General features: G+C 60.8%; 19 protein-coding genes. 11 read left to right on the top strand and 8 right to left on the bottom strand.

All coding sequences use genetic code 11. The annotated features are described in order from the left end of the window. Positions 1 to 119: 119 nt before the first annotated feature. Positions 120 to 1,940 carry a translational GTPase TypA gene (gene typA / locus MOP87_RS00770; RefSeq protein WP_023532979.1) on the bottom strand — a complete coding sequence of 607 codons (1,821 nt, stop codon included), beginning with the start codon at positions 1,938 to 1,940 and terminating at the stop codon, positions 120 to 122. Between the two features lie 126 nt (positions 1,941 to 2,066). Continuing rightward, positions 2,067 to 3,521, bottom strand: a complete 1,455-nt coding sequence (gene thiI, locus MOP87_RS00765; RefSeq protein ID WP_027914071.1) for a tRNA uracil 4-sulfurtransferase ThiI — start codon at positions 3,519 to 3,521, stop codon at positions 2,067 to 2,069. 469 nt (positions 3,522 to 3,990) lie between these two features. Between thiI and glnA the strand changes: the two genes are divergently transcribed. The 4 genes from glnA to ntrC all read left to right on the top strand — a co-directional run bounded on the left by glnA (position 3,991) and on the right by ntrC (position 8,872). After that, positions 3,991 to 5,397 (top strand): type I glutamate--ammonia ligase, encoded by a 1,407-nt coding sequence (gene glnA / locus MOP87_RS00760; RefSeq protein WP_023532915.1) that lies wholly within the window; start codon positions 3,991 to 3,993, stop codon positions 5,395 to 5,397. A 153-nt stretch (positions 5,398 to 5,550) separates the two neighbouring features. Next, positions 5,551 to 6,093: a chorismate mutase gene (locus MOP87_RS00755; RefSeq protein WP_110606977.1), complete on the top strand. Its 543-nt coding sequence runs from the start codon at positions 5,551 to 5,553 to the stop codon at positions 6,091 to 6,093. 254 nt (positions 6,094 to 6,347) lie between these two features. Then, on the top strand, positions 6,348 to 7,433 hold the full coding sequence (gene glnL, locus MOP87_RS00750) for a nitrogen regulation protein NR(II) (protein WP_027914073.1): 1,086 nt from the start codon (positions 6,348 to 6,350) through the stop codon (positions 7,431 to 7,433). Then, a complete protein-coding gene (gene ntrC, locus MOP87_RS00745) occupies positions 7,430 to 8,872 on the top strand; it encodes a nitrogen regulation protein NR(I) (protein WP_027914074.1) in 1,443 nt (480 codons plus the stop codon). The genes glnL and ntrC overlap by 4 nt, the downstream gene beginning before the upstream one ends. A 295-nt stretch (positions 8,873 to 9,167) precedes the next feature. On the opposite strand, the gene MOP87_RS00740 is transcribed toward ntrC, so the two are convergent. Further along, the gene (locus MOP87_RS00740; RefSeq protein WP_027914075.1) at positions 9,168 to 9,605 is read right to left on the bottom strand and encodes a hypothetical protein; all 438 of its coding nucleotides are present in this window, start codon (positions 9,603 to 9,605) and stop codon (positions 9,168 to 9,170) included. Between MOP87_RS00740 and trmL the strand changes: the two genes are divergently transcribed. Beyond that, positions 9,604 to 10,065 (top strand): tRNA (uridine(34)/cytosine(34)/5-carboxymethylaminomethyluridine(34)-2'-O)-methyltransferase TrmL, encoded by a 462-nt coding sequence (gene trmL / locus MOP87_RS00735; protein WP_027914076.1) that lies wholly within the window; start codon positions 9,604 to 9,606, stop codon positions 10,063 to 10,065. The two genes, MOP87_RS00740 and trmL, sit on opposite strands and share 2 nt — an antisense overlap. Before the next feature lie 106 nt (positions 10,066 to 10,171). Here the strand turns inward: trmL and secB are convergent, their stop codons facing one another. From secB to MOP87_RS00720, 3 genes are read right to left on the bottom strand one after another with little or no spacing between them, the layout of a single operon-like run. Then, positions 10,172 to 10,657, bottom strand: a complete 486-nt coding sequence (gene secB / locus MOP87_RS00730; RefSeq protein ID WP_023532907.1) for a protein-export chaperone SecB — start codon at positions 10,655 to 10,657, stop codon at positions 10,172 to 10,174. Positions 10,658 to 10,698: 41 nt separating this feature from the next. After that, positions 10,699 to 10,953 carry a glutaredoxin 3 gene (grxC, locus tag MOP87_RS00725; RefSeq protein ID WP_027914077.1) on the bottom strand — a complete coding sequence of 85 codons (255 nt, stop codon included), beginning with the start codon at positions 10,951 to 10,953 and terminating at the stop codon, positions 10,699 to 10,701. Position 10,954: 1 nt separating this feature from the next. Then, complete coding sequence (locus MOP87_RS00720) at positions 10,955 to 11,368, bottom strand: rhodanese-like domain-containing protein (RefSeq protein WP_181073863.1); 414 nt, start codon at positions 11,366 to 11,368, stop codon at positions 10,955 to 10,957. A 208-nt stretch (positions 11,369 to 11,576) separates the two neighbouring features. On the opposite strand from MOP87_RS00720, the gene gpmI reads away from it, so the two are divergent. The 4 genes from gpmI to MOP87_RS00700 all read left to right on the top strand — a co-directional run bounded on the left by gpmI (position 11,577) and on the right by MOP87_RS00700 (position 16,702). Beyond that, positions 11,577 to 13,112, top strand: coding sequence for a 2,3-bisphosphoglycerate-independent phosphoglycerate mutase (gpmI, locus tag MOP87_RS00715; RefSeq protein ID WP_242810012.1), 1,536 nt, complete (start codon positions 11,577 to 11,579; stop codon positions 13,110 to 13,112). Between the two features lie 120 nt (positions 13,113 to 13,232). Continuing rightward, complete coding sequence (locus MOP87_RS00710; protein WP_028687277.1) at positions 13,233 to 14,534, top strand: murein hydrolase activator EnvC; 1,302 nt, start codon at positions 13,233 to 13,235, stop codon at positions 14,532 to 14,534. 76 nt (positions 14,535 to 14,610) lie between these two features. Further along, positions 14,611 to 15,927: a S41 family peptidase gene (locus MOP87_RS00705; protein ID WP_023533072.1), complete on the top strand. Its 1,317-nt coding sequence runs from the start codon at positions 14,611 to 14,613 to the stop codon at positions 15,925 to 15,927. A 7-nt stretch (positions 15,928 to 15,934) separates the two neighbouring features. Next, the gene (locus MOP87_RS00700) at positions 15,935 to 16,702 is read left to right on the top strand and encodes a divergent polysaccharide deacetylase family protein (protein WP_027914080.1); all 768 of its coding nucleotides are present in this window, start codon (positions 15,935 to 15,937) and stop codon (positions 16,700 to 16,702) included. A 129-nt stretch (positions 16,703 to 16,831) separates the two neighbouring features. Here the strand turns inward: MOP87_RS00700 and MOP87_RS00695 are convergent, their stop codons facing one another. Both MOP87_RS00695 and MOP87_RS00690 read right to left on the bottom strand, forming a co-directional pair. Further along, on the bottom strand, positions 16,832 to 21,262 hold the full coding sequence (locus MOP87_RS00695; protein WP_242810011.1) for a DUF6543 domain-containing protein: 4,431 nt from the start codon (positions 21,260 to 21,262) through the stop codon (positions 16,832 to 16,834). A gap of 307 nt (positions 21,263 to 21,569) precedes the next feature. After that, a complete protein-coding gene (locus MOP87_RS00690) occupies positions 21,570 to 23,516 on the bottom strand; it encodes a BCCT family transporter (RefSeq protein WP_242810563.1) in 1,947 nt (648 codons plus the stop codon). 532 nt (positions 23,517 to 24,048) lie between these two features. On the opposite strand from MOP87_RS00690, the gene betI reads away from it, so the two are divergent. Then, complete coding sequence (gene betI / locus MOP87_RS00685) at positions 24,049 to 24,702, top strand: transcriptional regulator BetI (protein ID WP_023533018.1); 654 nt, start codon at positions 24,049 to 24,051, stop codon at positions 24,700 to 24,702. Between the two features lie 38 nt (positions 24,703 to 24,740). Beyond that, the gene (gene betB / locus MOP87_RS00680) at positions 24,741 to 26,213 is read left to right on the top strand and encodes a betaine-aldehyde dehydrogenase (protein WP_023532870.1); all 1,473 of its coding nucleotides are present in this window, start codon (positions 24,741 to 24,743) and stop codon (positions 26,211 to 26,213) included. The last annotated feature ends 91 nt before the right edge of the window (positions 26,214 to 26,304 follow it).

Genomic DNA, 26,304 nt, shown 5'->3' with positions numbered 1-26,304 from the left:
TGTCGGTATTTGCATACCGCTGGAGCCGCGCTGGCCGCCGACAGGACAACGAGTCGCCAGACAAACAAAAACGCCCCCGGCCTTTCGACCGGGGGCGTTTTCATTCAGCCTGAGCTAACTCAGTTCTTGGCTTTCTTGGCAGCGCGGGTACGCTCGCCTTCGTCCAGGATCTTTTTGCGCAGACGGATCGACTTCGGCGTGACTTCGCACAGCTCGTCGTCCTGGATGAATTCCAGGGCCTGTTCCAGGGTGTGACGCACTGGCGGTACCAGGGCGATGACTTCGTCTTTGCCCGAAGCACGCATGTTGTCGAGCTTCTTGCCTTTGGTCGGGTTCACACCCAGGTCGTTGTCGCGGCTGTTCAGGCCGATGATCTGACCACCGTAGATTTCCTGACCGTGCTCGACGAACAGCTTGCCGCGCGCTTGCAGGGTTTCCAGGGAGTAGGTCAGGGCCTTGCCGGTTTCGACCGACACCAGTACACCGTTCAGACGGCCGGACATCTGGCCCGACTTCATGGTGTCGTAGCGATCGAAGATCGAGGTCAGGATGCCTGCACCGTTGGTCAGGGTCAGGAACTGGTTACGGAAGCCGATCAGGCCACGGGCCGGGATGTTGTACTCAAGGCGCACACGGCCCTTGCCATCCGGAACCATGTTGGTCAGGTCGCCCTTACGCAGGCCCATCTCTTCCATGACCTTGCCCTGGGATTCTTCAGGGATGTCGATGGTGACGTTTTCGAACGGCTCTTGCTTGACGCCGTCGACTTCACGAATGATCACTTCCGGACGGCCCACGGCCATCTCGAAGCCTTCGCGACGCATGGTTTCGATCAGCACCGACAGGTGCAGCTCGCCACGGCCCGATACCTTGAACTTGTCAGGAGAATCGGTTTCCTGAACGCGCAGGGCTACGTTGTACAGCAGTTCCTTGTCCAGACGGTCCTTGATGTTCCGGCTGGTGACGAACTTGCCTTCCTTGCCGCAGAACGGCGAGTCGTTGACCTGGAAGGTCATGGACACGGTTGGCTCGTCAACGGTCAGTGGCTTCATCGCTTCGACGGCGGTTGGGTCGCACAGGGTGTCGGAGATGAACAGCTCGTCGAAACCGCTGATGCAGACGATGTCGCCAGCCTGGGCTTCTTCAACGTCGACGCGGTGCAGACCGTGGTGGCCCATCAGCTTGAGGATACGGCCGTTACGCTTCTTGCCATTGGTGTCGATGGCGACAACCGGGGTGTTCGGCTTGACGCGACCACGGGCGATGCGGCCAACGCCGATCACACCCAGGAAGCTGTTGTAGTCCAGTGCCGAGATTTGCATCTGGAACGGGCCGTCACGGTCAACCGAAGGCGCAGGTACGTTGTCGATGATCGACTGGTACAGCGGGGTCATGTCTTCGGCCATGTCGGTGTGGTCCAGGCCGGCAATGCCGTTCAGGGCCGAGGCGTAGACGACTTTGAAGTCCAGCTGCTCATCGGTGGCGCCCAGGTTGTCGAACAGATCGAAGATCTGGTCCAGAACCCAGTCAGGACGCGCGCCCGGGCGGTCGACCTTGTTGATGACCACGATTGGCTTGAGGCCAGCTTCGAAGGCCTTCTTGGTCACGAAGCGGGTCTGTGGCATCGGGCCGTCCTGGGCATCGACCAGCAGCAGCACGGAGTCAACCATCGACATCACACGCTCAACCTCGCCACCGAAGTCGGCGTGGCCGGGGGTGTCGACGATGTTGATGTGGTAGCCGTTCCAGTTGATGGCGGTGTTCTTCGCCAGAATGGTGATGCCGCGCTCTTTTTCCTGGTCGTTGGAGTCCATCACGCGCTCGTCGTTGAGCTCGTTACGCTCGAGCGTGCCCGACTGGCGCAGGAGTTTGTCTACCAGGGTGGTTTTGCCATGGTCAACGTGGGCGATGATGGCGATGTTACGCAGATTTTCGATCACAACTGTATCTCGATCAGAGGATTCGGTTGCCGCCAGTGTAGGCGGCGAATAAGTACGTTTGAGGCTCAGCGGGCCCGCAGGTCGGGAGGGCGATGGCGGATGCTGCCGCCATACAGCCCTGGCGTCTTATGCCGGACGATAAACACGCACATTGGCATGTCCCTCACTGAGCAGGTGGTGTGCGTGCAGACGGCTCATCACACCTTTGTCGCAATACAGCAAGTACTGGCGCGTGGGGTCCAGGTGCTTGAACTTGCTGTTGATGGCATAGAACGGAAGCGCCTGGACTTCGATACCGTCGATCGCCAGAGGCTCGTCCTCCTGGGCGTCGGGGTGGCGGATATCGATGACGATCTGGCCCGGCAATGCCTCGGCCACTTCTTCGATCTCGATGTCCTTGCCCAGCTCATCGATCACATGGTCGATGGAGATGAACTTGGCGCGCTCGATGGCGCGCTCGAGTACCTGCATCTCGAACTGCTTTTCTTCGTGCTCCATGCGGTGACGCTTGGCATGGGTAGTCGGGTTCACCGAAATCACGCCGCAGTATTCGGGCATGTGCTTGGCGAAATCGGCGGTACCGATGGCGTTGGCCTGGTCGATGATGTCCTGCTTGTGGGTCGCCAGCAGAGGGCGCAGCACCAGCTTGTCGGTGGCCGAGTCGATGATCGACAGGTTCGGCAGGGTCTGGCTGGATACCTGGGATATGGCTTCGCCAGTCACCAGCGCGTCGATCTCAAGGCGCTCGGCCATTCGCGCCGCGGCACGGAGCATCATGCGCTTGAGGGTGACGCCCATGTAGCTGTTGTCGACCTTGTTGAGGATCTCGCCGACCACTTCCTCGAAGGGTACGCTGATGAACAGCACGCGCTGGCTGCTGCCGTACTTCTTCCAAAGGAAGTGTGCCACTTCCATCACGCCCAGTTCGTGGGCACGTCCGCCGAGGTTGAAGAAGCAGAAGTGCGTCATCAGGCCGCGACGCATCATCTGGTAGGCGGCCACGGTAGAGTCGAACCCGCCGGACATCAGGACCAGGGTCTGCTCCAGGGCGCCCAGCGGGTAGCCGCCAATCCCTTGGTGCTGGTTGTGGATCACGAACAGGCGCTGGTTGCGGATTTCGATGCGTACCAGCACTTCCGGGTTCTTCAACGTGATGCCGGCCGCACCGCACTGCTGGCGCAGCTGGCTGCCCACGTAGCGGTCGACGTCCATCGACGTGAAGTCGTGGTGCCCACCGCGCTTGCAACGCACCGCAAAGTGCTTGCCGGCCAGCAGGTGGCCGAAGTGCTGCTTGCACTTGGCGACGATGTCGTCGAAGTCGCCCAGGGGGTACTCCTCGACCTGCAGGAAGTGGGTAATACCCGGTGTACAGGTCAGGCGCTCGACGATCTCGCGCTGAACCTTCTCGTCCTCGATGCGGGTGATTACCTCGAGGTTGTCCCAGACACCATCGACCACGAGCTCAGGATCCAGATCCTTGAGCACGTTGCGGATGTTCTTGGCGAGCTGACGGATGAAGCGCTTGCGCACCGGCCGGCTCTTGATGGTGATCTCTGGGAAGACTTTGACGATAAGTTTCATTGGTTTACAGCGCGCGCAGGGCCTGCCGAAAATGAGGGGCGCGAATTATATCGGAAATTGCTCAGGATTTGACCAACTTTTGAGCAGAAGCTTGCAGAAAAATGCAGGAAGCCAACTTCAGACACCGCGCGTCGGGGCTTGAAGGCGGTATCTGCGATCTTGGGCAGACGGCCCATTGCATCCAGTCGGCCTCATACGTCGAGTACGATCCCATTCAACGCCATTCGACCCAATGCACCTTATTGGTGCGACAATTAAAAAAATCGCATCGTAAGGGTGCACATTTCTCCCTGCAGCCCCAGCCAGATGCCCACAAACGCCCCCTTCTGTCCCGACCTCGCCATTTTCGGGCACTGGCATGCAATTTGCTCCCTTGTGAGGCAGGTAAGCTTGGCCGACTATCCGCGCCCGGCAACACCCTTTTTCCAGGGCGGCGGCCAACCGTGCCCTAGACCATCCGGAGGACAACATGTCGAAGTCGGTTCAGCTCATCAAAGATCATGACGTCAAGTGGATTGATCTGCGTTTCACGGACACCAAAGGTACTCAGCACCACGTGACCATGCCGGCGCGTGATGCGTTGGACGAAGACTTCTTCGAAGTCGGCAAGATGTTCGACGGCTCCTCCATCGCTGGCTGGAAAGGCATCGAAGCCTCCGACATGATCCTGATGCCGGTAGACGAGACTGCCGTTCTGGACCCGTTCACCGAAGAGCCGACGCTGATCATTACCTGTGACATCGTCGACCCGTCGAGCATGCAGGGCTACGACCGTGACCCACGTGCGATCGCCAAGCGCGCCGAGGAATACCTCAAGAGCACTGGCATCGGTGACACCGTGTTCGCCGGCCCGGAGCCTGAGTTCTTCATCTTCGACGAAGTGAAGTTCCAGTCGGACATCTCCGGCTCGATGTTCAAGATCTTCTCCGAGCAAGGCTCGTGGATGACCGGTGCCGATATCGAAGGCGGCAACAAAGGCCACCGCCCAGGCGTCAAAGGTGGCTACTTCCCAGTACCGCCATTCGACCACGACCACGAAATCCGTACTGCCATGTGCAACGCACTGGAAGAGATGGGCCAGCTGGTCGAAGTGCACCACCATGAAGTGGCCACCGCCGGCCAGAACGAAATCGGCGTCAAGTTCAACACCCTGGTGAAGAAGGCCGACGAAGTCCAGGCCCTCAAGTACGTCGTGCACAACGTTGCCGACGCCTACGGCCGCACCGCTACCTTCATGCCGAAGCCGCTGTACGGCGACAACGGCTCGGGTATGCACGTGCACATGTCGATCTGGAAAGACGGCAAGAACACCTTCGCAGGTGAAGGCTATGCCGGCCTGTCCGACACCGCCCTGTACTTCATCGGCGGCATCATCAAGCACGGCAAGGCCCTGAACGGCTTCACCAACCCGTCGACCAACTCGTACAAGCGTCTGGTCCCAGGTTTCGAGGCACCCGTGATGCTGGCCTACTCGGCACGCAACCGTTCGGCTTCGATCCGTATCCCTTATGTCGGCAGCCCGAAAGCCCGCCGTATCGAGGCGCGTTTCCCAGACCCATCGGCTAACCCGTACCTGGCCTTCGCGGCCTTGCTGATGGCTGGCCTGGACGGCATCCAGAACAAGATCCACCCAGGCGATGCAGCCGACAAAAACCTGTATGACCTGCCGCCTGAAGAGGCCAAGGACATCCCACAGGTGTGCGGCAGCCTGAAGGAAGCCCTGGAAGAGCTGGACAAGGGCCGTGCGTTCCTGACCAAGGGCGGCGTGTTCTCCGATGATTTCATCGACGCGTTCATCGAGCTCAAGAGCGAAGAAGAAATCAAGGTCCGTACCTTCGTCCATCCGCTGGAATACGAGCTGTACTACAGCTGCTGATCTGATCGGCGCCTGGCGCCGATGACTGGATCGAAACGGCCTCCCTTGGGAGGCCGTTTGCGTTTTGGACTTCAGGCATTTCGGAAGTTACCTACCTCGGTGCGTTGCCCATCCCTCTCAGAATCAGACCTCCACCCCTAGGAGGCACCCTGTATGCGCAATCGACTGCTTTGTCTGTTTACAGCGTTCAGCTTGACTGGCTGCACTGCTGCTGCACCGCAACACCCTGCTCTTGAGCCGTTGTTAGCTACCATTGAGCAGCGCCTGGCCATTGCGCAGGCCGTTGCCTTGCACAAGTGGGACAAAGGGCAACCCGTGCAAGCCACTGAACGCGAGCAAGAGGTCCTGATGCGCGTGCAGGTGGCTGCACCTGTGTTTGGCCTGGCCCCGCACGATACCGAAGCCTTTTTTGCCGACCAGATGGAAGCCAACAAGCTTGTGCAGTACACCCTGCTGCACCAATGGCGCTTGGCAGGACAAGCGCCGCACCACCTGCGGGCGGACCTGCAAACGGTCATTCGCCCGCAGCTGGACAGGCTCGAAAGTCAATTGCTTGAACAGCTTGCGGCATTCAGGCGTCAGGACGGGCAGGCCTGTGCGCAGCGCGTAGCTAGCGCTATTGCAAGCCGGCCAAGTGCACCGCTGATGAAGCAGGGCATGATCAGGGCAACTGGCCAGCTTTGCGATCCCTCGTAAAAGCCCTATGCTCCAAAATGGTGCAGCAATTACCTGGTTGCACCGTTATTTATTCCAAAATGAAGCACCTGAAACGTTAATGCAGCGTCTTCTGGTGCGAATCTGGGCGAAAAGTTACAGGATCCTGTCGAATCTGCCTCTTTTCGGCGCCTTGGTTTGTTTCTTGCATTTCCAGACCAACAGCAACCACTGGATGTGTCGCGCACAGCGCGGCTCCTTTGCCAGCAAGCACCGAAAGAGGTCGACGCCGCACCATGACCATCAGTGATGCACAACACCGTCTGCTTCTGGACAACCTGACCACGGCCACGCTGCTGCTCAACGCCGAGCTGCGGCTGGAATACATGAACCCGGCCGCCGAAATGCTGCTGGCCGTCAGTGGCCAGCGCAGCCACGGGCAGTTCATCAGCGAGCTGTTCACCGAGTCCACCGAAGCGTTGAGCTCGCTGCGCCAGGCCGTGGAGCAGGCACACCCCTTTACCAAGCGTGAAGCCCAGTTGACCTCGCTGACGGGGCAGACCATCACGGTGGACTATGCCGTTACACCGATCCTGCACCTGAGCCAGACCCTGCTGCTGCTGGAGGTCCACCCACGCGATCGCCTCCTGCGCATCACCAAGGAAGAAGCCCAGCTAAGCAAGCAGGAGACCACCAAGATGCTGGTGCGCGGCTTGGCCCATGAGATCAAGAACCCCTTGGGCGGCATCCGCGGTGCAGCACAATTGCTGGCGCGTCAGTTACCCGAAGAGAGCTTGCGCGATTACACCAACGTGATCATCGAGGAAGCTGACCGCCTGCGTAACCTGGTCGATCGCATGCTGGGCTCGAACAAGCTGCCGTCGCTGGCCATGACCAACATCCATGAGGTGCTGGAGCGGGTATGCAGCCTGGTGGAGGCCGAGAGCCAGGGCTGCATCACCCTGGCGCGTGACTATGACCCTAGCCTTCCGGACGTGCTGATCGACCGCGAACAGATGATCCAGGCTGTGCTCAACATCGTGCGCAACGCCATGCAGGCCATCAGCTCGCAAAATGAGCTGCGCCTGGGCCGCATCACCTTGCGCAGCCGGGCACTGCGCCAGTTCACCATCGGTCACGTGCGCCATCGCCTGGTGGCGCGCGTCGAGATCATCGACAACGGCCCCGGCATCCCTGCCGAGCTGCAGGATACCCTTTTCTATCCCATGGTCAGTGGTCGCCCGGACGGTACCGGCCTGGGCCTGGCCATTACCCAAAACATCATCAGTCAGCACCAGGGGCTGATCGAGTGTGAAAGCCACGCAGGTCACACCGCCTTCTCTATCTATTTGCCCCTGGAACAAGGAGCCACCGCCTCATGAGCCGAAGTGAAACCGTATGGATCGTCGACGATGATCGCTCCATTCGCTGGGTCCTTGAAAAAGCCCTGCAACAGGAAGGGATGACCACCCAGAGCTTCGACAGCGCCGAGGGCGTCATGGGCCGACTGGCCCGTCAGCAGCCAGACGTGATCATTTCCGACATCCGCATGCCTGGCTCCAGTGGTCTGGAGCTGTTGGCGCAGATACGCGACCAGCACCCTCGTCTGCCGGTCATCATCATGACCGCGCACTCGGACCTGGACAGCGCCGTGGCGTCGTACCAGGGCGGTGCTTTCGAGTACTTGCCCAAACCTTTCGATGTGGATGAAGCGGTTGCCCTGGTCAAGCGTGCCAACCAGCACGCCCAGGAGCAGCAAGGGTTGGAAGTGCCACAAAACCTGGCGCGAACCCCTGAAATCATCGGTGAAGCGCCGGCGATGCAGGAGGTGTTCCGCGCCATCGGCCGTCTGAGCCATTCCAACATCACCGTGCTGATCAATGGCGAGTCCGGTACGGGCAAGGAATTGGTCGCCCACGCGCTGCATCGGCACAGCCCGCGCGCAGCCGCCCCCTTCATCGCCCTGAACATGGCGGCGATCCCCAAGGACCTGATGGAGTCGGAGCTGTTTGGCCATGAAAAAGGCGCTTTCACCGGCGCGGCCAACCTGCGTCGAGGGCGCTTCGAACAAGCGGACGGCGGCACGCTGTTTCTCGATGAGATCGGCGACATGCCGGCCGATACCCAGACGCGCCTGCTGCGTGTGTTGGCCGACGGCGAGTTCTATCGCGTAGGCGGCCACATTCCGGTCAAGGTCGACGTGCGCATCATTGCTGCTACCCATCAGAACCTGGAAGCGCTGGTGCAGGCCGGAAAGTTCCGCGAGGACTTGTTCCATCGCCTGAACGTCATCCGCATTCATATCCCTCGGTTGGCGGACCGCCGTGAAGACATTCCCGCCCTTGCCCGCCACTTCCTGGCCCGGGCGGCCCAGGAGCTATCGGTAGAACCCAAGGTACTCAAGCCAGAGACCGAGGAGTTCATCCGCAACCTGCCATGGCCGGGCAACGTGCGACAGATGGAAAACACCTGCCGCTGGATCACGGTAATGGCTTCGAGCCGTGAGGTATTGATCGGCGACCTGCCACCTGAGTTGTTGAACCTGCCACAGGATGCCGCACCGGTTACCAACTGGGAGCAAGCACTGCGCCAGTGGGCGGACCAGGCACTGGCGCGCGGGCAGACCAGCCTGCTTGACAGCGCCGTTCCGAGTTTCGAGCGCATCATGATCGAGACGGCCCTCAAGCACACCGCCGGGCGGCGCCGAGATGCGGCACTGTTGCTGGGATGGGGTCGCAATACCTTGACGCGCAAGATCAAGGAACTAGGCATGAACGTAGCCGGTGGTGACGAAGAGGAAGGTGAAGACCACCAGGCGTAGACGACTGCAGAACACCTGAAAAGGGCCGCTTCGCGGCCCTTTTTCATTTAGGCGCATGGTTGCACCGTTTCTGTGCCAGACGCACCGCCCGAAGGCACAAATGGCCGCAAACACTGGCCGTTTTCCCCTTTTCACCCTGTTATAGCGGGGCTCAGAAGTTGGCACGGCACCTGCAACAGGACAAATAACATCCGTTTCGGGGGCCCTGGTACAGGCAGGCCAGGTGACCCCTCTTTTATTCGCTCACGCACACGTTTCGGGGACCTTGGTACAGGCAGGCCGGGAATCCCCTCTTTTATTCGCGCAGGTCCACCTGCACCCGCCAGCGTCCAGACACTTCTTCACTGGACCAGTGGCCCTGCAGCGTACGCGCAGCCACCACCGTCAACAGCAGGCCCTCCTGGCTGTCCTGCACCCGCCAGCTGACCGGCTTGCCACGCACGGTCAACTGCCCTCGCTGGGGGCGGCCCTTGGCCTGAAACAGCAACGCCACGGTACCTTCCACATTCTCCCCATGCAGCTTGGGTTCTGCGTTGAACCACAACACCAACCCATCTTGCGCCACGCTCACCTGCTGCAGCTCGCGCTCCACGGGCGCGGTCAGACGGCCAATCATCAAACCGATCATCACGCCCACGATTGCCAATGAAAGCATCACCCTGGGGAAGGCTTTCGATCGCACGTCCGGTTCAGGGGTAGAATGCTCACCATCTTCATGCTTGGAGCCGTGCATGTTTCACGTCATCCTTTTTCAACCCGAAATTCCACCCAATACGGGCAACATCATTCGCCTGTGCGCCAACAGCGGGTGCGCGCTGCACTTGATCGAGCCCATCAGCTTCGAACTGGACGACAAGCGCTTGCGCCGCGCAGGCCTCGATTATCACGAGTATGCCACGCTCAAGCGCCACCCAAGCTTGGCGCACTGCCTGGAAAGCCTGGGCCAGCCAAGGCTCTTCGCCTTCACGACCAAGGGTTCGCACCCTTTCCATGAAGTGGCCTACCAGCCTGGCGACGCATTTCTGTTTGGCCCCGAAAGCCGCGGCCTGCCGACGGATGTGCTGGACAGCCTGCCCGCCGAACAACGACTGCGACTGCCCATGCGCCCCGGGTGCCGGAGCCTGAACCTGTCCAACACGGTAGCTGTGACGGTGTACGAAGCCTGGCGTCAGAACGGGTTTGCCGGTAGCTGACTTAGCGTCAGGCAGCCGCGCAATGCCCTACGGGGCCTGCCGGCGTGGGACTGTACGCCAGACAAACAAAAAGCGCCCCTGAGGGCGCTTTTGGTGAAGCGGGCGATCACTGCACGGTGGGTGCTTCGCCGGCTTCCTGCATACGCTGCATTTCTTGCGCATACAGCGCGTCGAAATTGACCGGCGACAGCATCAGGGCCGGGAAAGAACCACGGGTCACCAGGCTGTCCAGGGTTTCGCGAGCATACGGGAACAGGATGTTCGGGCAGAACGCACCCAGGGTGTGGCTCATCGACTCGGCATCCAGGTTCTTGATCAGGAAGATACCCGCCTGTTGCACTTCGGCGATGAAGGCGACTTCGTCACCGTTCTTGACCGTCACCGACAGGGTCAGCACCACTTCGTGGAAGTCACCTTCCAGGGCCTTCTGCTTGGTGTTCAGGTCCAGCCCGACGCTCGGCTCCCAGGTCTGACGGAAGATCTGCGGGCTTTTCGGGGCTTCGAACGACAAGTCACGCACATAGATGCGCTGCATCGAGAACTGAGGGCTGTTGTCTTCTGCAGCAGCGCCGGTGGTCTGTTGGTCAGTCATGGCAGATCCTTATCCTAATGTTTGGGAATGCAGTGCAAAAATCAGTCGGCCAGCAGCGCGTCGAGCTTACCGGCGCCCTCCAGGGCATGCAGTTCATCGCAGCCACCGACGTGGGTGCTGCCGATCCAGATCTGCGGCACGGAGGTGCGGCCGGCCTTCTGGGTCATCTCAGCGCGAACCTGCGGCTTGCCATCGACCTTGATTTCCTGGAATGCCACACCCTTGCTTTGGAGCAGGTACTTGGCACGCATGCAGTAGGGGCAGTAGTCGCTGGAATAGACGATGACAGGCTTCATATCACTTCACCAAAGGCAGGTTGTCGGCTTTCCAGCTGGAAACGCCACCGCTGAGCTTGGCAGCGTTGTAACCAGCCTTGAGCAGGTCGCGGCACACGGTGCCGGCATGTTGACCCATCGCGTCCACCACGATCAGGGTCTTGTCCTTGTGCTTTTCGAGCTCGGTCATGCGGGTGGCCAGCTTGTCCTGGGGGATGCTGAGCGCACCGACGATGTGACCGGCAGCATATTCCTTGGCCGGGCGGATATCGATCACCAGCGCTTTGTCGGCGTTGACCAGGGCGGTGAGTTGCCCATTGCTCAGGCTCTGCCCGCCACGGCGGATTTCGTTGACCAGCAAGGCCGCCAGCAGAACGACGAAGATCGCCACCAGGAGGTAGTGGTTTGTCGCGAATTGAATCAGGTTAGCAACCATCTGGGGTGTTCCACGCGATTGAAAATGCCGGCCAGTATACACACCAGCCCGGTGCCACCAAAGCCTGACCGGAGCGCCGATCAAGCGCCGTTACACATTGCCGCATGGGTGCACCGGTCGGGTTCGAGGACGATTATTCGCCCATACCCGGCGCATTTGCCCTAAAATGCGTGTCTTTATCATCTTTGAACAACCGTGAGTTTGATTGATGACGAGCACGCCCAAACCCCTGGTCCTGATCATCCTGGACGGCTTCGGTTACAGCGAAAGCCCTGAATACAATGCCATCCACGCCGCCAACACGCCGGTGTACGACCGCTTGCAGGCTACCCAGCCGCACGGCCTGATTTCCGGTTCGGGCATGGATGTCGGCCTGCCGGATGGCCAGATGGGCAACTCCGAGGTCGGCCACATGAACCTGGGCGCCGGGCGCGTCGTTTACCAGGACTTCACCCGCGTCACCAAGGCCATTCGTGACGGCGAGTTCTTCACCAACCCGGTGCTCACGGGTGCGGTCGATGCGGCGGCGGACGCTGGCAAGGCCGTGCACATTCTCGGCCTGCTGTCCGACGGTGGCGTTCACAGCCACCAGGACCACCTCGTTGCCATGGCCGAGCTGGCTGCGCAGCGTGGTGCCGAAAAAATCTACCTGCACGCCTTCCTCGATGGCCGCGACACCCCGCCGCGCAGCGCCCAATCCTCCATCGAGCTGCTTGACGCCACCTTCGCCCGGCTGGGCAAAGGCCGCATCGCCAGCCTCATCGGCCGCTACTTCGCCATGGACCGCGACAACCGCTGGGACCGGGTGAGCGCCGCTTACAACCTGATCGTCGACAGTGACGCGCAATACACTGCCGATACTGCCCTGGCCGGCCTTGAAGCAGCCTACGCCCGCGATGAGAGCGATGAGTTCGTCAAGGCCACGCGCATCGGCGAGCCCGTCAAGGTCGAAGATGGCGATGCGGTGATCTTCATGAACTTCCGCGCCGACCGCGCCCGCGAGTTGTCGCGCGTGTTCGTCGAGCCTGACTTCAACGAGTTCCCGCGCGCGCGCCTGCCGAAAGTGGCGGCGTACATCGGCCTGACCCAATACTCGGCCAAGATCCCGGCGCCGGCCGCCTTCGCGCCGGCCAGCCTGCACAACGTACTGGGCGAATACCTGGCGAACAACGGCAAGACCCAACTGCGCATCGCCGAGACCGAAAAGTACGCGCATGTCACCTTCTTCTTCTCGGGCGGGCGCGAAGAGCCATTCGAAGGCGAAGAGCGCATCCTCATCCCATCGCCCAAGGTCGCCACCTATGACCTGCAGCCGGAAATGAGCGCGCCCGAGGTCACCGACCGTATCGTCGAAGCCATCGAGCAGCAGCGTCACGACGTGATCGTGGTGAACTACGCGAACGGTGACATGGTTGGCCATACCGGTGTGTTCGATGCGGCAGTCAAGGCCGTCGAGGCCCTGGATGGTTGCATGGGCCGCATCGTCGCGGCGCTTGAAAAGGTCGGTGGCGAAGCGCTCATCACGGCCGACCATGGCAACGTCGAGCAAATGGAAGACGAATCCACCGGCCAGGCGCACACCGCGCACACCACCGAGCCAGTACCGTTCATCTATGTAGGCAAGCGCAACCTCAAGGTCCGCGAAGGCGGCGTGCTGGCAGACGTGGCACCGACCATGCTCAAGCTGCTGGGGCTGGAGAAGCCTGCCGAGATGACAGGCACTTCCATCCTGATCGACGCCTGACGGTCATGCCACACGCCACACGAAGCACGTGCCGGTTCACGGCCCCTTCCTGTGGCGTGTAGCGTGCAGCCTGCCGCTCATTCATACTAGGCCAGTCTCCATCCCCGGTATGCCAAACCCATGCTTCGCGCCCTGATCCTTCTCGCCTTGTCTTGCCTGCTCACCCCGGCGTTCGCCGATGAGCGCGCACAGACCCAGCAGCAACTGGACGCCACCCGCCAGGACATCGCCGAACTCAAGAAAACCTTGGGCAAGCTCCAGGAAGAAAAGGCAGGTGTGCAGAAAGACCTAAAGGCCACCGAAACCGACATCGGCAACCTGGAAAAGCAGGTGGAGGCCCTGCAGCAGCAACTAAAAAAGACCGAAGGCGAGCTGGAGCGCCTTGATACCGAGAAAAAAAAACTCCAGAGCGCCCGCGTTGAACAACAGCGGCTGATCGCCATTCAGGCCCGTTCGGCCTATCAGAACGGCCGTGAGGAATACCTCAAGCTGCTGCTCAACCAGCAGAACCCCGAAAAATTTGCGCGAACGCTCACCTACTACGATTACCTCAGCAAGGCACGCCTGGAGCAACTGCGCGCCTTCAATGACACCTTGCGCCAACTGGCCGGTGTGGAACGCGACATCGGCAGTCAACAAGCGCAATTGCTGGCCCAGCGCGCCGACCTCGACACCCGCCGTCAGGCGCTGGAAGTCGAGCGGGGCAAGCGCCGCGAGGTGCTGGCCAAACTCAACGGCGATGTGAAAGACCGCGACCAGAAGTTGCGCGCCCGCGAGCAGGACCAGGCCGACCTCTCCAAGGTGCTCAAGACCATCGAGGAAACCCTGGCCCGCCAGGCGCGTGAAGCCGAGCAGGCTCGTCAACGCGCACTGCTGGCCCAGCAGGAAGCGGAGAAACGCCGCCAGCAAGAGGCCCTCGCCGCCGCCGCCCGTGACAAGGCACCCGAGCCGGTCGAGCCACCTCGCAAGGCCCGCGCGACCCTCGGGCCCATGGTTTCGAGCGACGGTGCCAGTTATGGCGGTGCATTTTCTGCTTCCCGCGGAAAACTTCCATGGCCAGTCAATGGTCGATTGCTGGCACGCTTCGGGGATGCCCGCGGCGGTGATTCACGCGCCAAGTGGGACGGGGTGATGATCAGTGCCAACCCCGGTACCCAGGTGCGGGCTGTCCATGGAGGCCGTGTGGTGTTCGCCGATTGGTTGCGTGGCGCCGGTCTTCTGGTCATTCTCGACCATGGCAATGGTTACCTGAGCCTGTATGGCCATAACCAGAGCCTGCTCAAGAGCGCCGGTGACGTCGTCAAGGCAGGCGAAGCCATTTCGACAGTCGGCGACAGTGGTGGCCAGGAGGCTGCCGGTCTGTATTTCGCCATCCGCCAGCAGGGCCGGCCTTCCGACCCCTCCCAGTGGTGCCGCGGCTAGTCAAACTTATGTGGCGCAGCGTGTGCTGTGCCCATGCTCCGAAGGGAGCGTCTACAGGATCAGGAGTTCGTTCGACATGCTGCACTCGCCCCGTCTTACCCAGCTGGCCCTGTCCATCGCCCTGGCGGTCGGCGCACCCCTGGCCGTTGCCGCAGAGCCGACCAAGGCGGCAGCCGTGCCGGCCACAGAGGTAACGGCCAAGGCGCCGCTGCCGCTTGAAGAGCTGCGCACTTTCGCTGAAGTCATGGACCGCATCAAGGCGGCCTATGTCGAGCCTGTCGATGACAAGACCCTGCTGGAAAACGCCATCAAGGGCATGCTCAGCAACCTTGATCCCCACTCGGCCTACCTGGGCCCTGAAGATTTCCAGGAGCTTCAGGAAAGTACCAGTGGTGAATTTGGCGGTCTGGGCATAGAAGTCGGCCAGGAAGACGGCTTCATCAAGGTCGTCTCGCCCATCGATGACACGCCTGCGTCCAAGGCAGGTGTCCAGGCGGGGGACCTGATCGTCAAGATCAACGGCGCACCGACACGTGGCCAGACCATGACCGAAGCCGTGGACAAGATGCGCGGCAAGGTGGGCGACAAGATCACCCTGACGCTGGTGCGCGACGGGGGTACGCCGTTCGATGTGACGCTGGCCCGTGCAGTCATTCAGGTCAAGAGCGTCAAGAGCCAGCTGCTTGAGAACGACTACGGCTACATCCGCATCACCCAGTTCCAGGTCAAGACCGGCGACGAAGTGGGCAAGGCCTTGGCCAAGCTGCGCAAGGACAACGGCAAGAAGCTGCGTGGCGTGATCCTGGACCTGCGCAACAACCCGGGGGGCGTGTTGCAGTCGGCGGTGGAAGTGGCTGACCATTTCCTGACCAAGGGCTTGATCGTGTACACCAAAGGGCGGATCGCCAATTCCGAGCTGCGCTTCTCGGCTGACCCCGCCGATGCCAGCGAAGGTGTGCCACTGGTGGTGTTGATCAACGGCGGCAGTGCCTCGGCCTCGGAAATCGTCGCAGGCGCCTTGCAGGACCAGAAGCGCGGCGTGCTGATGGGCACCGACAGTTTTGGCAAGGGCTCGGTCCAGACAGTGCTGCCACTGGCCAACGACCGTGCGCTGAAACTGACCACTGCCCTGTACTTCACCCCCAACGGTCGCTCCATCCAGGCCCAGGGTATTGTGCCGGACATCGAGGTCCGCCAGGCCAAGCTTACGGCCGAAGCGGACAACGACAACTTCAAGGAAGCCGACCTGCAAGGGCACCTGGGCAACGGCAATGGTGGCGCCGACCGCCCCACAGGCAGCAGCAAGCGCAAGGAGCGGCCCCAGGACAACGACTTCCAGCTGAGCCAGGCCCTGAGTCTGCTCAAGGGCCTGAACATCACCAAAGGCAGCTGAGCCACCCATGCGTTATTTGCTGTATCTGCTGATCGGGCTGGTGGCGGGCGTGGCGCACGCAGCGCCCACCGGCCAGGCGTACATGAGCATCATCATCGATGACCTGGGTCAGAGCCCCGAACGCGACAGCCGAACCCTGGCGCTGCCGGGGCCGGTGACCATGGCCATCATGCCTGACACCCCGCATGCCACCGACTTCGCCCGCCAAGCGCACAAGGCGGGTAAAACCGTCATCCTGCACATGCCCATGGACCCGGCCACCGGGCCCTATGCCTGGCACCCCGGCGTGCCGCTGGCCGAGCTTGCCAGGCGTCTTGATGCAGCCCTGGCCAAGGTGCCTTATGCCGCTGGTGTGAACAACCACATGGGCAGCCGTATGACTGCACAACGCGACGCCATGACCTGGTTGATGGGCGAGCTACAGCGACGCGACCTGTTCTTCGTCGACAGCCGCACTAGCGCCGCGACCGTGGCCGCGGCACAAGCTCAGGCACAGGGTACGGCGAACGTGTCCAGGGATGTGTTTCTGGATGACGAGCGCACGCCAGAGGCAATCACGCGCCAACTGCACCAAGGCATCGCACTGGCGCGCAAGCAGGGGTCAGCGGTGCTGATTGGCCACCCGTATCCACAAACCCTCGAAGTGCTGGAGCGCGAGCTACCCACCCTCGCGCGACAGGGTGTGAAGCTGATCAACCTGCAACAGATGATTGCCGAACGAAGCAACCTGGCCATGCCCGCCCACGGCAAGCAAGGCCGTTACAGCAATCGTTGAGCGGGCGTCGCGTGCGGGCCTGCGAAGCGAGTCGAGCGCGTGCCTTCATGCCAGCGCAGGCACGTCGGTGACGTCTGGACCCTGCCCCCCGGGCGGCGAGCAGAGCACAGGCCATCACAGTCAACAGCGTTACCCGAATGGAATGATGCCCTCGACATCGCCTTTGCGTAGCTGGCCACGGTAGATGGAGAGCACTTCCTGTTTCTTCGCGGCCCGCAACACGGCTTGATGCCCAAGCCTGCGCTGCTCCCACAATTTCAGATGCCCTCGAGAAAATTCTCGATCCGGCGTGTCGACGGCGGGGTAGTGAAAGTGAGCCTCCCAGATAGGCTTGCCTGACGCCCGTTTGATCTCGTAGGTGTCCAAGTAATCGTTTGCCCCCAACGGCACCCTGCGATCGGCTTGACTAATGCTGATCTCACCCAGTCCGTGAAGGAACTTGAGCGCGTTCAAGGTAGGGGTCTTGCAGGTCAGGTAATACGTCTTGAGCAGCTCCTGACGATGGTCTTCGAGCTCGGTGATTGCATGCTCGATTCGCCCTCTCAACGCACTCTCGGCATCCGTTCGGGGCAAAAGCGCCAGATTGCTTTCGAGGTCTTTGACGTGCTGATCGACAATCGTGGTCAATCCCAGGGGCTCATTCTTGGCGAAAAATTTCTTTGCCATCGCAACCGTGGCATCAACGCCATCGATCAGCTTCTGCGCTTGTCGGCGCAGTTCGCTTAGCCTTATGGCAGGGCCAGGCGAATGTTCGGTCGTGCCTAAGGGCTCGACCTCTTGCCACTGGCTATTCTGCCGGCGAAAGGTTCGCAACACCTTCGCATGACTGTCCACTTGCTGCACCACGGGCAGGCCTGCGTCGTCGACGCTCTCGACACCCACAACGTTACGTCCCTGCTGGGTCCTGACCATTCGACGCACACCGCCGCGCGGCGCATAGACGGGAGCGCGTGGTGCAGAGGTCTTGGTATGCTCGACCTCACGAAGATTGGCCTGCATTTCCTCGTTGGCCAACAGCTTCAACCGGCGTAGCTCTTCCAGATACTGCTGGAGCTTATCGAGCCGGATAGCTTCAGGTTTGGCGCCGGCCAGGTATTGCGCCATGCCAATGGTCTCTTCGTACGCATCGATCACGTCATTGAGCACAGCGACTCGCTCTTCGCCAGACAGGCTACTGCCAGCCAATTCACCATGTGCACTGCCCGCACTCTTGAGTGCCTTTCCAACCAACATTTCGTTGTACTCGTTGATCTGCTTTTCAGAGGCGCCCCGGAGACGATCAACTGACAGTTCGCCAAGGTCTTCAAGCAGTCGAAACTCAAGATCAATGGCGTTCAATTGGCGCTGTTGAATGATTCTGGTCAGTTCAAGATGCTTGTTTTCGCTCTTGCCATCCTCGTCCTGGAACACAATGTCATTGTCGGCTCGGGTGCTCTCAAGTAGAGGATCAAGTTTAGCGGCCAAGGCCAGCATGTCTTTGGCCCACTGCGTCACGCGTTCGAGCGAGGCGGTCAATTGCTTGTAGCGTTGCTGCTCCTGCTCAGTGGTAGGGAGGACTGCGATTTCCTCAAGCTGAGCGTCTATGGACTCCTCATTGATCATATCCGCCAGCAAGTTGTAATACATCTCGCAGGACCTCAACAGGCCACGTCGGATAATACTGCGTTGATACGCTACCGTGGTCGAGACGAGCTGACTGGAAGGTCTTACCGATCCGCCCAACATGAGCAGAGCGTCGTGCTCGCTGTCGTGTTTGATGAGTGCGTCCAGGTCTTTGCACACATACTGGCGCTGCCTCCTTCTGACTTGGCGCAGTAGACTGATCATTTCCAGCTGCTGTGCATCGGGCGTTTCGACTCGCTCGAGTTCCTCAAGTTTTTCGGTGGTCTTATCCACTTCAGAAGCATGTCGGTCATAGGTCTCGGCCAATGTTTCGCGCGCATACGTCAAGCGCGCATCCTCTTCACGCATGCTCTCTTCGCGGCGCATGTTCTCTTCGCGCACAAGCTGAAGACGGCTCTTGGGCATACCGCCGAGCAAGCGTTGGCCCGAGTCGATACGCCACGCTCCCCCCACATACCTCAACCACGGGCCAGGCTGGCCCTGCGCATCAACGATCCGCACACCTTCGGTATCAACCGATACAGCAAAGGTGCCCATCAGCATTTTTGCGTAGCGCTGCCCATCGACCGTGTAAAGACCTGCGGCCTCCCCGCTGGAAGCGGGCGAGTGCTCTTCCAGATCGATCTGCACGCGCAACCCCAAGACCTTGCTGCGCATTTCGGCCGGCAAGGCATTGAACCCTTCCCCACCAGAGAAGGAGAAATCCATGATCGCCTGCGGCTTGGTGACCGGCCCAGGAAGGTAGACTTTGCCTTGCGTGGGCATATCGGCATCGGCCAGCACTGGGAGTGTAGACCCCGGCGCCAACGTTGAAGGGCGTATGGCATCGGGTAACTCTACCGGCTTGGCGGCAGTTTTTGGTCCGAACACATGCCCCAGTGCCATTACCAGGTTGAGCACGATATCTACAATGGCAGCCGAGCGCTCGAACGCCGTACCTTCTCGGATGGCTTTTTCGTCGGCCGCCGCGGCATTGAGCGTTTGGACCATCCAGGCTATGGCGCCGACGGGCCCTGTTACCACCATAGAAGCGACATCGAACAGCAACCAGGCACCTTGAGTGAGAATCGCCCACTGGCTTTCTGCGTTGGAAACCGAGCTGCGCTCGGCCAAATCGACCAGCAAATCGCGGTTGGCTCTGTACAGCTTGAGATCGACAGCATCCAACCAAGGCTTGGCCCAGAACTGAGCAGGCGCTACACGCCCGGGCAAGATCGAGGTATCGATGATCGAATGCCCCAGATGAGGCTCGCTGAAGCCGCCGTGGTCGTAGACCGGGCGCACTTCAGGCGTGAGCCAGTCAAGGATGCTGGTCTGCAGCTCAGCATCGTCGCGCACCTGAGCCATCAAAGCGTCCGTACTGGTGAATTCCAGCACGGCCTTCCCGCCGTAGAGGGGCCTGTACAGCACAACGGTCCCTGGGGTTTGATTGACCAGGACATACATGCCATGCACCCGATCGTATTGCTCACTGTCCGGCGCACGTCGCAATGCGAACGGCATCAGTGTGCTGGCCGGTTGCGCTGCGTCCAGCCTACCGCCGCAATAATCGGAAATAGCCTGCAGGCCGATTTCGCTCAACTGTTGCGTCAATTTCGCCAGCAAGGCGCTATTGAGCAATGCGCTTCGCCATTCTCCTGCGAAGCGTTTGACCCGCTCAGGTTGGCGCTGCGCGTCGTCGAGATGGGTGACCACATACGCTGGGTAAGTAGCACCGATGTCTACTCGCCAGACAAGCTGCTTGAGGTAATCAACGGTCAACCAATCCATGATCAGCTGATCTTCACGGTGGCCGATGGCGGTGATGGTCGCATGCCCGAGCGAACTCAGGTTACCAATGGCAAACTCCGTCAACGTGATAGTGCGCTTTTCCACAACGCCGTCGCCGGCGCCTGTACCTGCCCCGCCAGGAACCCCGTAGGCAGTGCTCAATTCCAGAAGCACATCATCGGGAAAGTAATTGGCATCAACCGGATGGTCCTGCAACAGCTGCTTTCGCAATTGCTGACTGGTGTAGCTGTGAAGATCGAGAATCCCGGACAGTGCCCCTTCCCCGTCCGAGTCGGCCTGGGCCAGGGCAATTTCGAAAAAGGCGCTCTGGCAAGCGAAGCTATCGGCTGCTGCCACCCGAAATACACCTACCGGCGCTTTCTGGAAATCGGACGGGTCGACATAACCTTCGATGAACCATTGCGCAGGATCGCTCAATGCAAAGTAGGCGTTTTCCAACTGCGTGACGTCGGTCAATGGCGCCTTGTACAGGTCGTTCACTTGCCCCAGCATGAGTTCCTGCATCATGGCCGTTTGCTGCGCAAAGGGATCCCCTTCAAGCTCATGCCGATGCCAGGCCATCTCTAGCTCGTCCACAAGGCCGGGATATTCCTGCTGCAGGGCCTGCGCGAACTCATCCAGCGTGTCGAACGCCCAGACCACGCCGGACGGTTTGCACCACAGCACTGTCTCACCCTCATCCCACTGCCCTTGCACGATAAGATCGGGCAGGAATCGGCTAACGGTGGTGTTCTGATAGGGGCGGGTCATCTCCACCATGAACACCGTCGGCCGCTCACTGGGGCTGCCCAAGAGTCCACGCAAACATGCCTGCTGCCGAGCGCTCAAGCCTTGAAGTGACAGGTTGTGCAGCAGCGCCGTCTTCAAGACCAGTTGCAGCCAGCGGTCACGGCTGACCCCCATGCTGCCGACAGCACGCCAGTACTCGACCTGCGCCGCGTTGAAGTAGCCATCCAGTAAAAGCAGCAGGTCTTCGAAGGCAGGTTGCAGAGCGAAGAGATCGATTTGATCGCCCTCTGCTGTCTCGAACGGATCTGGGATGGCGAAGAAATGTTTGCCGTCGAGCAGCAGATACTGGTTGAAATTGGCCACTGGCGCGAAGTCCAGCACCCGGTTGTGCAGCTTTGCCTTGAGGATCTCGTCCACGAGCGGAAGGGTCGATACGCTTTGCCCATCGGGGTTAGCTCTGACCAGGCTCAGCTGGTTGGCATCCTTGAGCGTGGGGCGATGGACGGCGATCAGGGGGTAGTGCTCGATCAGCAGACCCATGATCTGCCGGCTGGCTACTTGCCGTAATGTAGGCCTGCCTGAAAATTGCGCGTTGACCTGGGCTTTGAGGTCGTATGAAGCGGCTCGAGCGGTGGGCATGGTGGGCCTCCTTGAATCGGGAGACCCACCGTAGCCACGCACGTGTGGTCATCGGCCGTACATATTGCTAGGCCAGGACCAAGCGTCAGCTGTATACCCGCCCCAACACTTGCCGATGGCTCTCGAACTGGTCCAGTACATCGCGCACGATCTGTTCAGGCGCAAAGCCCATCAGGTCATACTCCTGGCTACCGTCGTGCAAATACACTTCGGCACGGTAGAAGCGTTGCCGTACCTCGGGCTCACCTTCGACCGGGGCTTCTGTCGGTGCAGCCATGTAGCCGTCGAGGCTGACTTCATAGACGAAGGGGTTACCTTCTTCCATCATCACCCGCAGGCCCATCATGTTGCGCGATTGGCCGACCCGGGTCTCGACGTCGAAGCCCTGGGTTTGCAACTGAGCCGCAGCATCCTTCAGCGCAGGGCTGACCTGCTTGTCCATGAAGCGCTGCACCACAGCCTGGGTCGGTTGCAGTTCGAGCTGGGTCAGGCGCTCACTGAAGCCTCGACGGCCACGTGCGGCCAGTTCGGCCCGCTCCTGCTCCATGGTCACGTCCTGTCGCATGGCCTTGTACAAGCCGAACATGAACAGCACCAGCACCACCGAGAACGGCAGGCCTGCCAGTACCACCATGGTCTGCATGGCTTCGAAGTTGCCGGCGAACAACAGGCCGATGGTGACCAGGGTGATGATCACCGACCAGAACACCACCATCCAGTGCGGGGCGTCCTCGTCGACCTTGCCGCCTTTGCACGACAGGTTGGCCATCATGACTGCGCCGGAATCCGCTGGGGTCAGGAACAGGACGAAGCCCACGAACACGGCCACGCCGATCACGATCTTCGCGGCCGGGAAATATTCCAGCAGCTGGTAGATCGACATGGACGGCTGCTCGAGGGCGGTCTTGCCCAGTTCGACGGCGCCATGGTTGATCACCAGGTCCAAGGCTGTGTTGCCGAAGATCGACAGCCACGCCAGGGTGAAGCCCAGCGGGATCAACAGCACACCGCTGACCAGCTGGCGCACGGTACGGCCCTTGGAGATCCGGGCAATGAACATCCCCACGAACGGTCCCCAAGAAATCCACCAGGCCCAATAGAACACTGTCCACAGGCCCAACCAGCGCTCTGACTTGCCCGACTCACCCTCATACACATAAAGGTCGAAGGTTTTCAGCACGATGCCGTTGAGGTAGTCGCCCACGTTCTGCACGAAGCCGTTGAGCAGGTGCAGGGTCTGGCCGCCCAGCAGTACGAAGATCAGCAGCCCGCTGAACAGCGCGATGTTCAGGTTGGACAGGCGGCGGATGCCGTTTTCCACACCCGAGACCGCCGCCACCGTGGCAACGCCAGCCATTACCAGGATCACTACCAGCAGGTTGGTCTTGCTGTGGTCCATGCCGAACAGGTATTCGAGCCCCGATGCGACCTGCATCGAGCCGATCCCGAGGTTGGTGACCAGGCCCAGCAGGGTCACGAACATGCCGAAGATATCCACAGCGTTGCCGGCAGCGCCCTTGACCCAGCGCTCGCCTACCAGTGGATAGAGTGCCGAGCGCAGTGCCAGCGGCTGGTTGTGACGGTAGGCGAAGTACCCCACGGCCAAGCCCACCAGGGCGTAGATCGCCCAGCCGTGCAGGCCCCAGTGCAGGAACGTCAGTTGCAGGCCCTGACGCGCCGCTTCCAGGCTGGCCGGCGTGCCTTCGGGCGGATTGAAATAGTGATCCAGTGGCTCGGATGCGCCGAAGTACAACAGCGAAATACCGATGCCCGACGAGAACAGCATGCCGGCCCAGGCGCCATAGCTGAAGTCAGGCTGATCTTCCTTGCCGCCCAGCTTGAGCTTGCCGTAGTCGGAAAACGCCAGGTAGATGACGAACAGCAAGTAGCCGCAGATCACCAGCATGTAGTACCAGCCGAAACTGCGCGTCAGCCACTGCTGGGCGACGCCCAGTACGCGGCCGGCAGTTTCAGGAACAGCGATAAGCAAGGCAGTCAGAACGAGGATCATCAGCGCCGAGGTGTAGAACACCACGCGGTTGACCCGTACCCTCTCGGCGGGGGGTTTGGTTAGTGAGGCAGAACTCATTGCAAGAAGGCTCCGGGCAGAACGGCAGTGGAGGCTAATCGGTCTTCCTGAGCATTTGGTGGAATACCCCCACTGCATCAGGTGTTATAAAAGCACCCTGGGAATCGCGGTTTCGAACCGATCCGCTGCAACACATACGCCGTTACCACCGCTTCAAACTGCTGCGCACGGTTGCACATGCGCGCATTGGTCACAGGGATATCGCCCGATCCTGAGGCATGTCGCAGGTTGTTCACGCTGCGACGGCGTCTGCGTCCTTTATCGATCGCCCCCGTACAAGCCTTGCCGGCCCTGGGTTTGCGCGATTTCCTAAGGTTTTAATCGATGCCGCTGGCGCCGCCACATGGGCTGTCAATGGCACAAATTGTCGCAGAGCTTATTCTTTATTGATTGAACGTTCAATCAAAACAAAATAGACTGGTCTTCGCCGAGTCAGACGCTTGTCGTCTGCTGGCAGACCTGAGGAGAAAGCAAGATGCCCAAGGTCGGTATGCAACCCATCCGCCGTCAGCAGTTGATCGAAGCCACGCTACAGGCGGTCGATCAGGTCGGTCTGGGGGACGCCAGCATTGCGCTCATTGCCCGTTTGGCCGGCGTGTCGAACGGCATCATCAGTCACTACTTTCGGGACAAGAACGGCCTGATCGCAGCGACGATGGGCTACATCATGAGCATGCTCAACGAAGGCGTGCGAGCGCGCCGCCAGGCGTTGACGGACGATGCGCCGCGCGCCCACCTGAAAGTGATCATCGAGGGCAACTTCGATGCCAGCCAGGTGAATGGCCCGGCGATGAAAACCTGGTTGGCTTTCTGGGCTTCCAGCATGCACCAGCCCGATCTGCACAGATTGCAACGGATCAATGACCACCGTTTGTACTCCAATCTGTGTTGCCAGTTTCGCCGCGTGCTGCCGCTTTACCATGCACGCAAGGCAGCCCGCGGGCTGGCGGCCCTGATCGACGGCCTGTGGCTGCGTGGCGCCTTGTCGGGGGATGCCTTCGACACTGACCAGGCGATACGGATCGCTTACGAATACATGGATCTACAACTGGCCAAGCAGCACACACTGGGCACCGACCCCGCTGCTGAAAAACGGCGCACGGCCTCTGCCAGCACGGCAGGAGCGTGACGCCCGGCCTACTCACACATTGCACTTGCGAGGACACTATGGCCCGTTTCGGAACGCAAAAACTCTACATCGATGGCGGTTATGTCGACGCTGGCACCGATGCCACCTTCGAAGCCATCAACCCGGCTACCGGCGAAGTGCTTGCCCACGTGCAACGCGCCACCGAAGCTGACGTCGAGAAGGCTGTCGAAAGCGCCGAGCGCGGCCAGAAAGTGTGGGCGGCCATGACCGCCATGCAGCGCTCGCGCATCCTGCGCCGCGCCGTGGACATCCTGCGCGAGCGCAACGACGAGCTGGCCATGCTGGAAACCCTGGACACCGGCAAGTCCTACTCCGAAACACGCTACGTCGACATCGTTACCGGCGCCGACGTACTGGAATACTACGCAGGCCTGGTCCCTGCCATCGAAGGCGAGCAGATTCCGCTGCGCGAATCGTCCTTCGTCTACACCCGCCGCGAACCGCTGGGCGTGACCGCAGGTATCGGTGCCTGGAACTACCCGATCCAGATCGCCCTGTGGAAATCCGCACCGGCCCTGGCTGCCGGCAACGCGATGATCTTCAAGCCGTCGGAAGTCACTTCGCTGACCACCCTCAAGCTGGCCGAGATCTACACCGAGGCCGGCCTGCCGGACGGCGTGTTCAACGTACTGACCGGCAGCGGCCGCGAAGTCGGCAGCTGGCTGACCGAGCACCCGCGCATCGAGAAGATCTCCTTCACCGGCGGCACCACCACCGGCAAGAAGGTCATGGCCAGCGCCTCAAGCTCCTCGCTCAAGGAAGTGACCATGGAGCTGGGCGGCAAGTCGCCGCTGATCATCTGCGCCGACGCCGACCTGGACAAGGCCGCCGACATCGCCATGATGGCCAACTTCTACAGCTCGGGCCAGGTGTGCACCAACGGTACCCGCGTGTTCATCCCAGCCGAGCACAAGGCCGCTTTCGAAGCCAAGATTCTCGAGCGCGTGGCGCGCATCCGTGCCGGCAACCCGGAAGATGAAAACACCAACTTCGGCCCGCTGGTCAGCTTCCAGCACATGGAAAGCGTGCTGGGCTACATCGCCAAGGGCAAGGAAGAAGGTGCCCGCGTACTGTGTGGCGGCGAGCGCCTGACCGAAGGCGACTTCGGCAAGGGTGCCTTCGTGGCCCCGACCGTGTTCACCGATTGCCGCGACGACATGACCATCGTCAAGGAAGAGATTTTCGGCCCGGTCATGAGCATCCTCAGCTACGAGACCGAGGAAGAAGTGATCCGCCGCGCCAACGACACCGAATACGGCCTGGCAGCCGGCGTGTGCACCAACGACCTGAACCGTGCCCACCGCATCATCCATCAGCTTGAAGCGGGCATTTGCTGGATCAACGCCTGGGGCGAGTCCGCAGCCGAAATGCCGGTGGGTGGCTACAAGCAATCGGGCGTTGGTCGCGAGAACGGCATCAGCTCGCTGGCCCAATACACCCGCATCAAGTCGGTACAGGTCGAGCTGGGCGACTACGCGTCGGTCTTCTGACCGCCCGTAGCACGCCAGCCCATGCTGCAGGACAGCGCCGGTCGTTGACCGACCGGCCCTTGCAGCACTCATCCATTTGCGCGTGAGGCCA

It is taken from the genome of Pseudomonas sp. I3-I5, from assembly GCF_022699445.1.
In the GTDB taxonomy this organism is placed as follows: Bacteria; Pseudomonadota; Gammaproteobacteria; order Pseudomonadales; family Pseudomonadaceae; genus Aquipseudomonas; species Aquipseudomonas fulva.
This window is presented reverse-complemented; position numbering and strand designations above follow the sequence as displayed.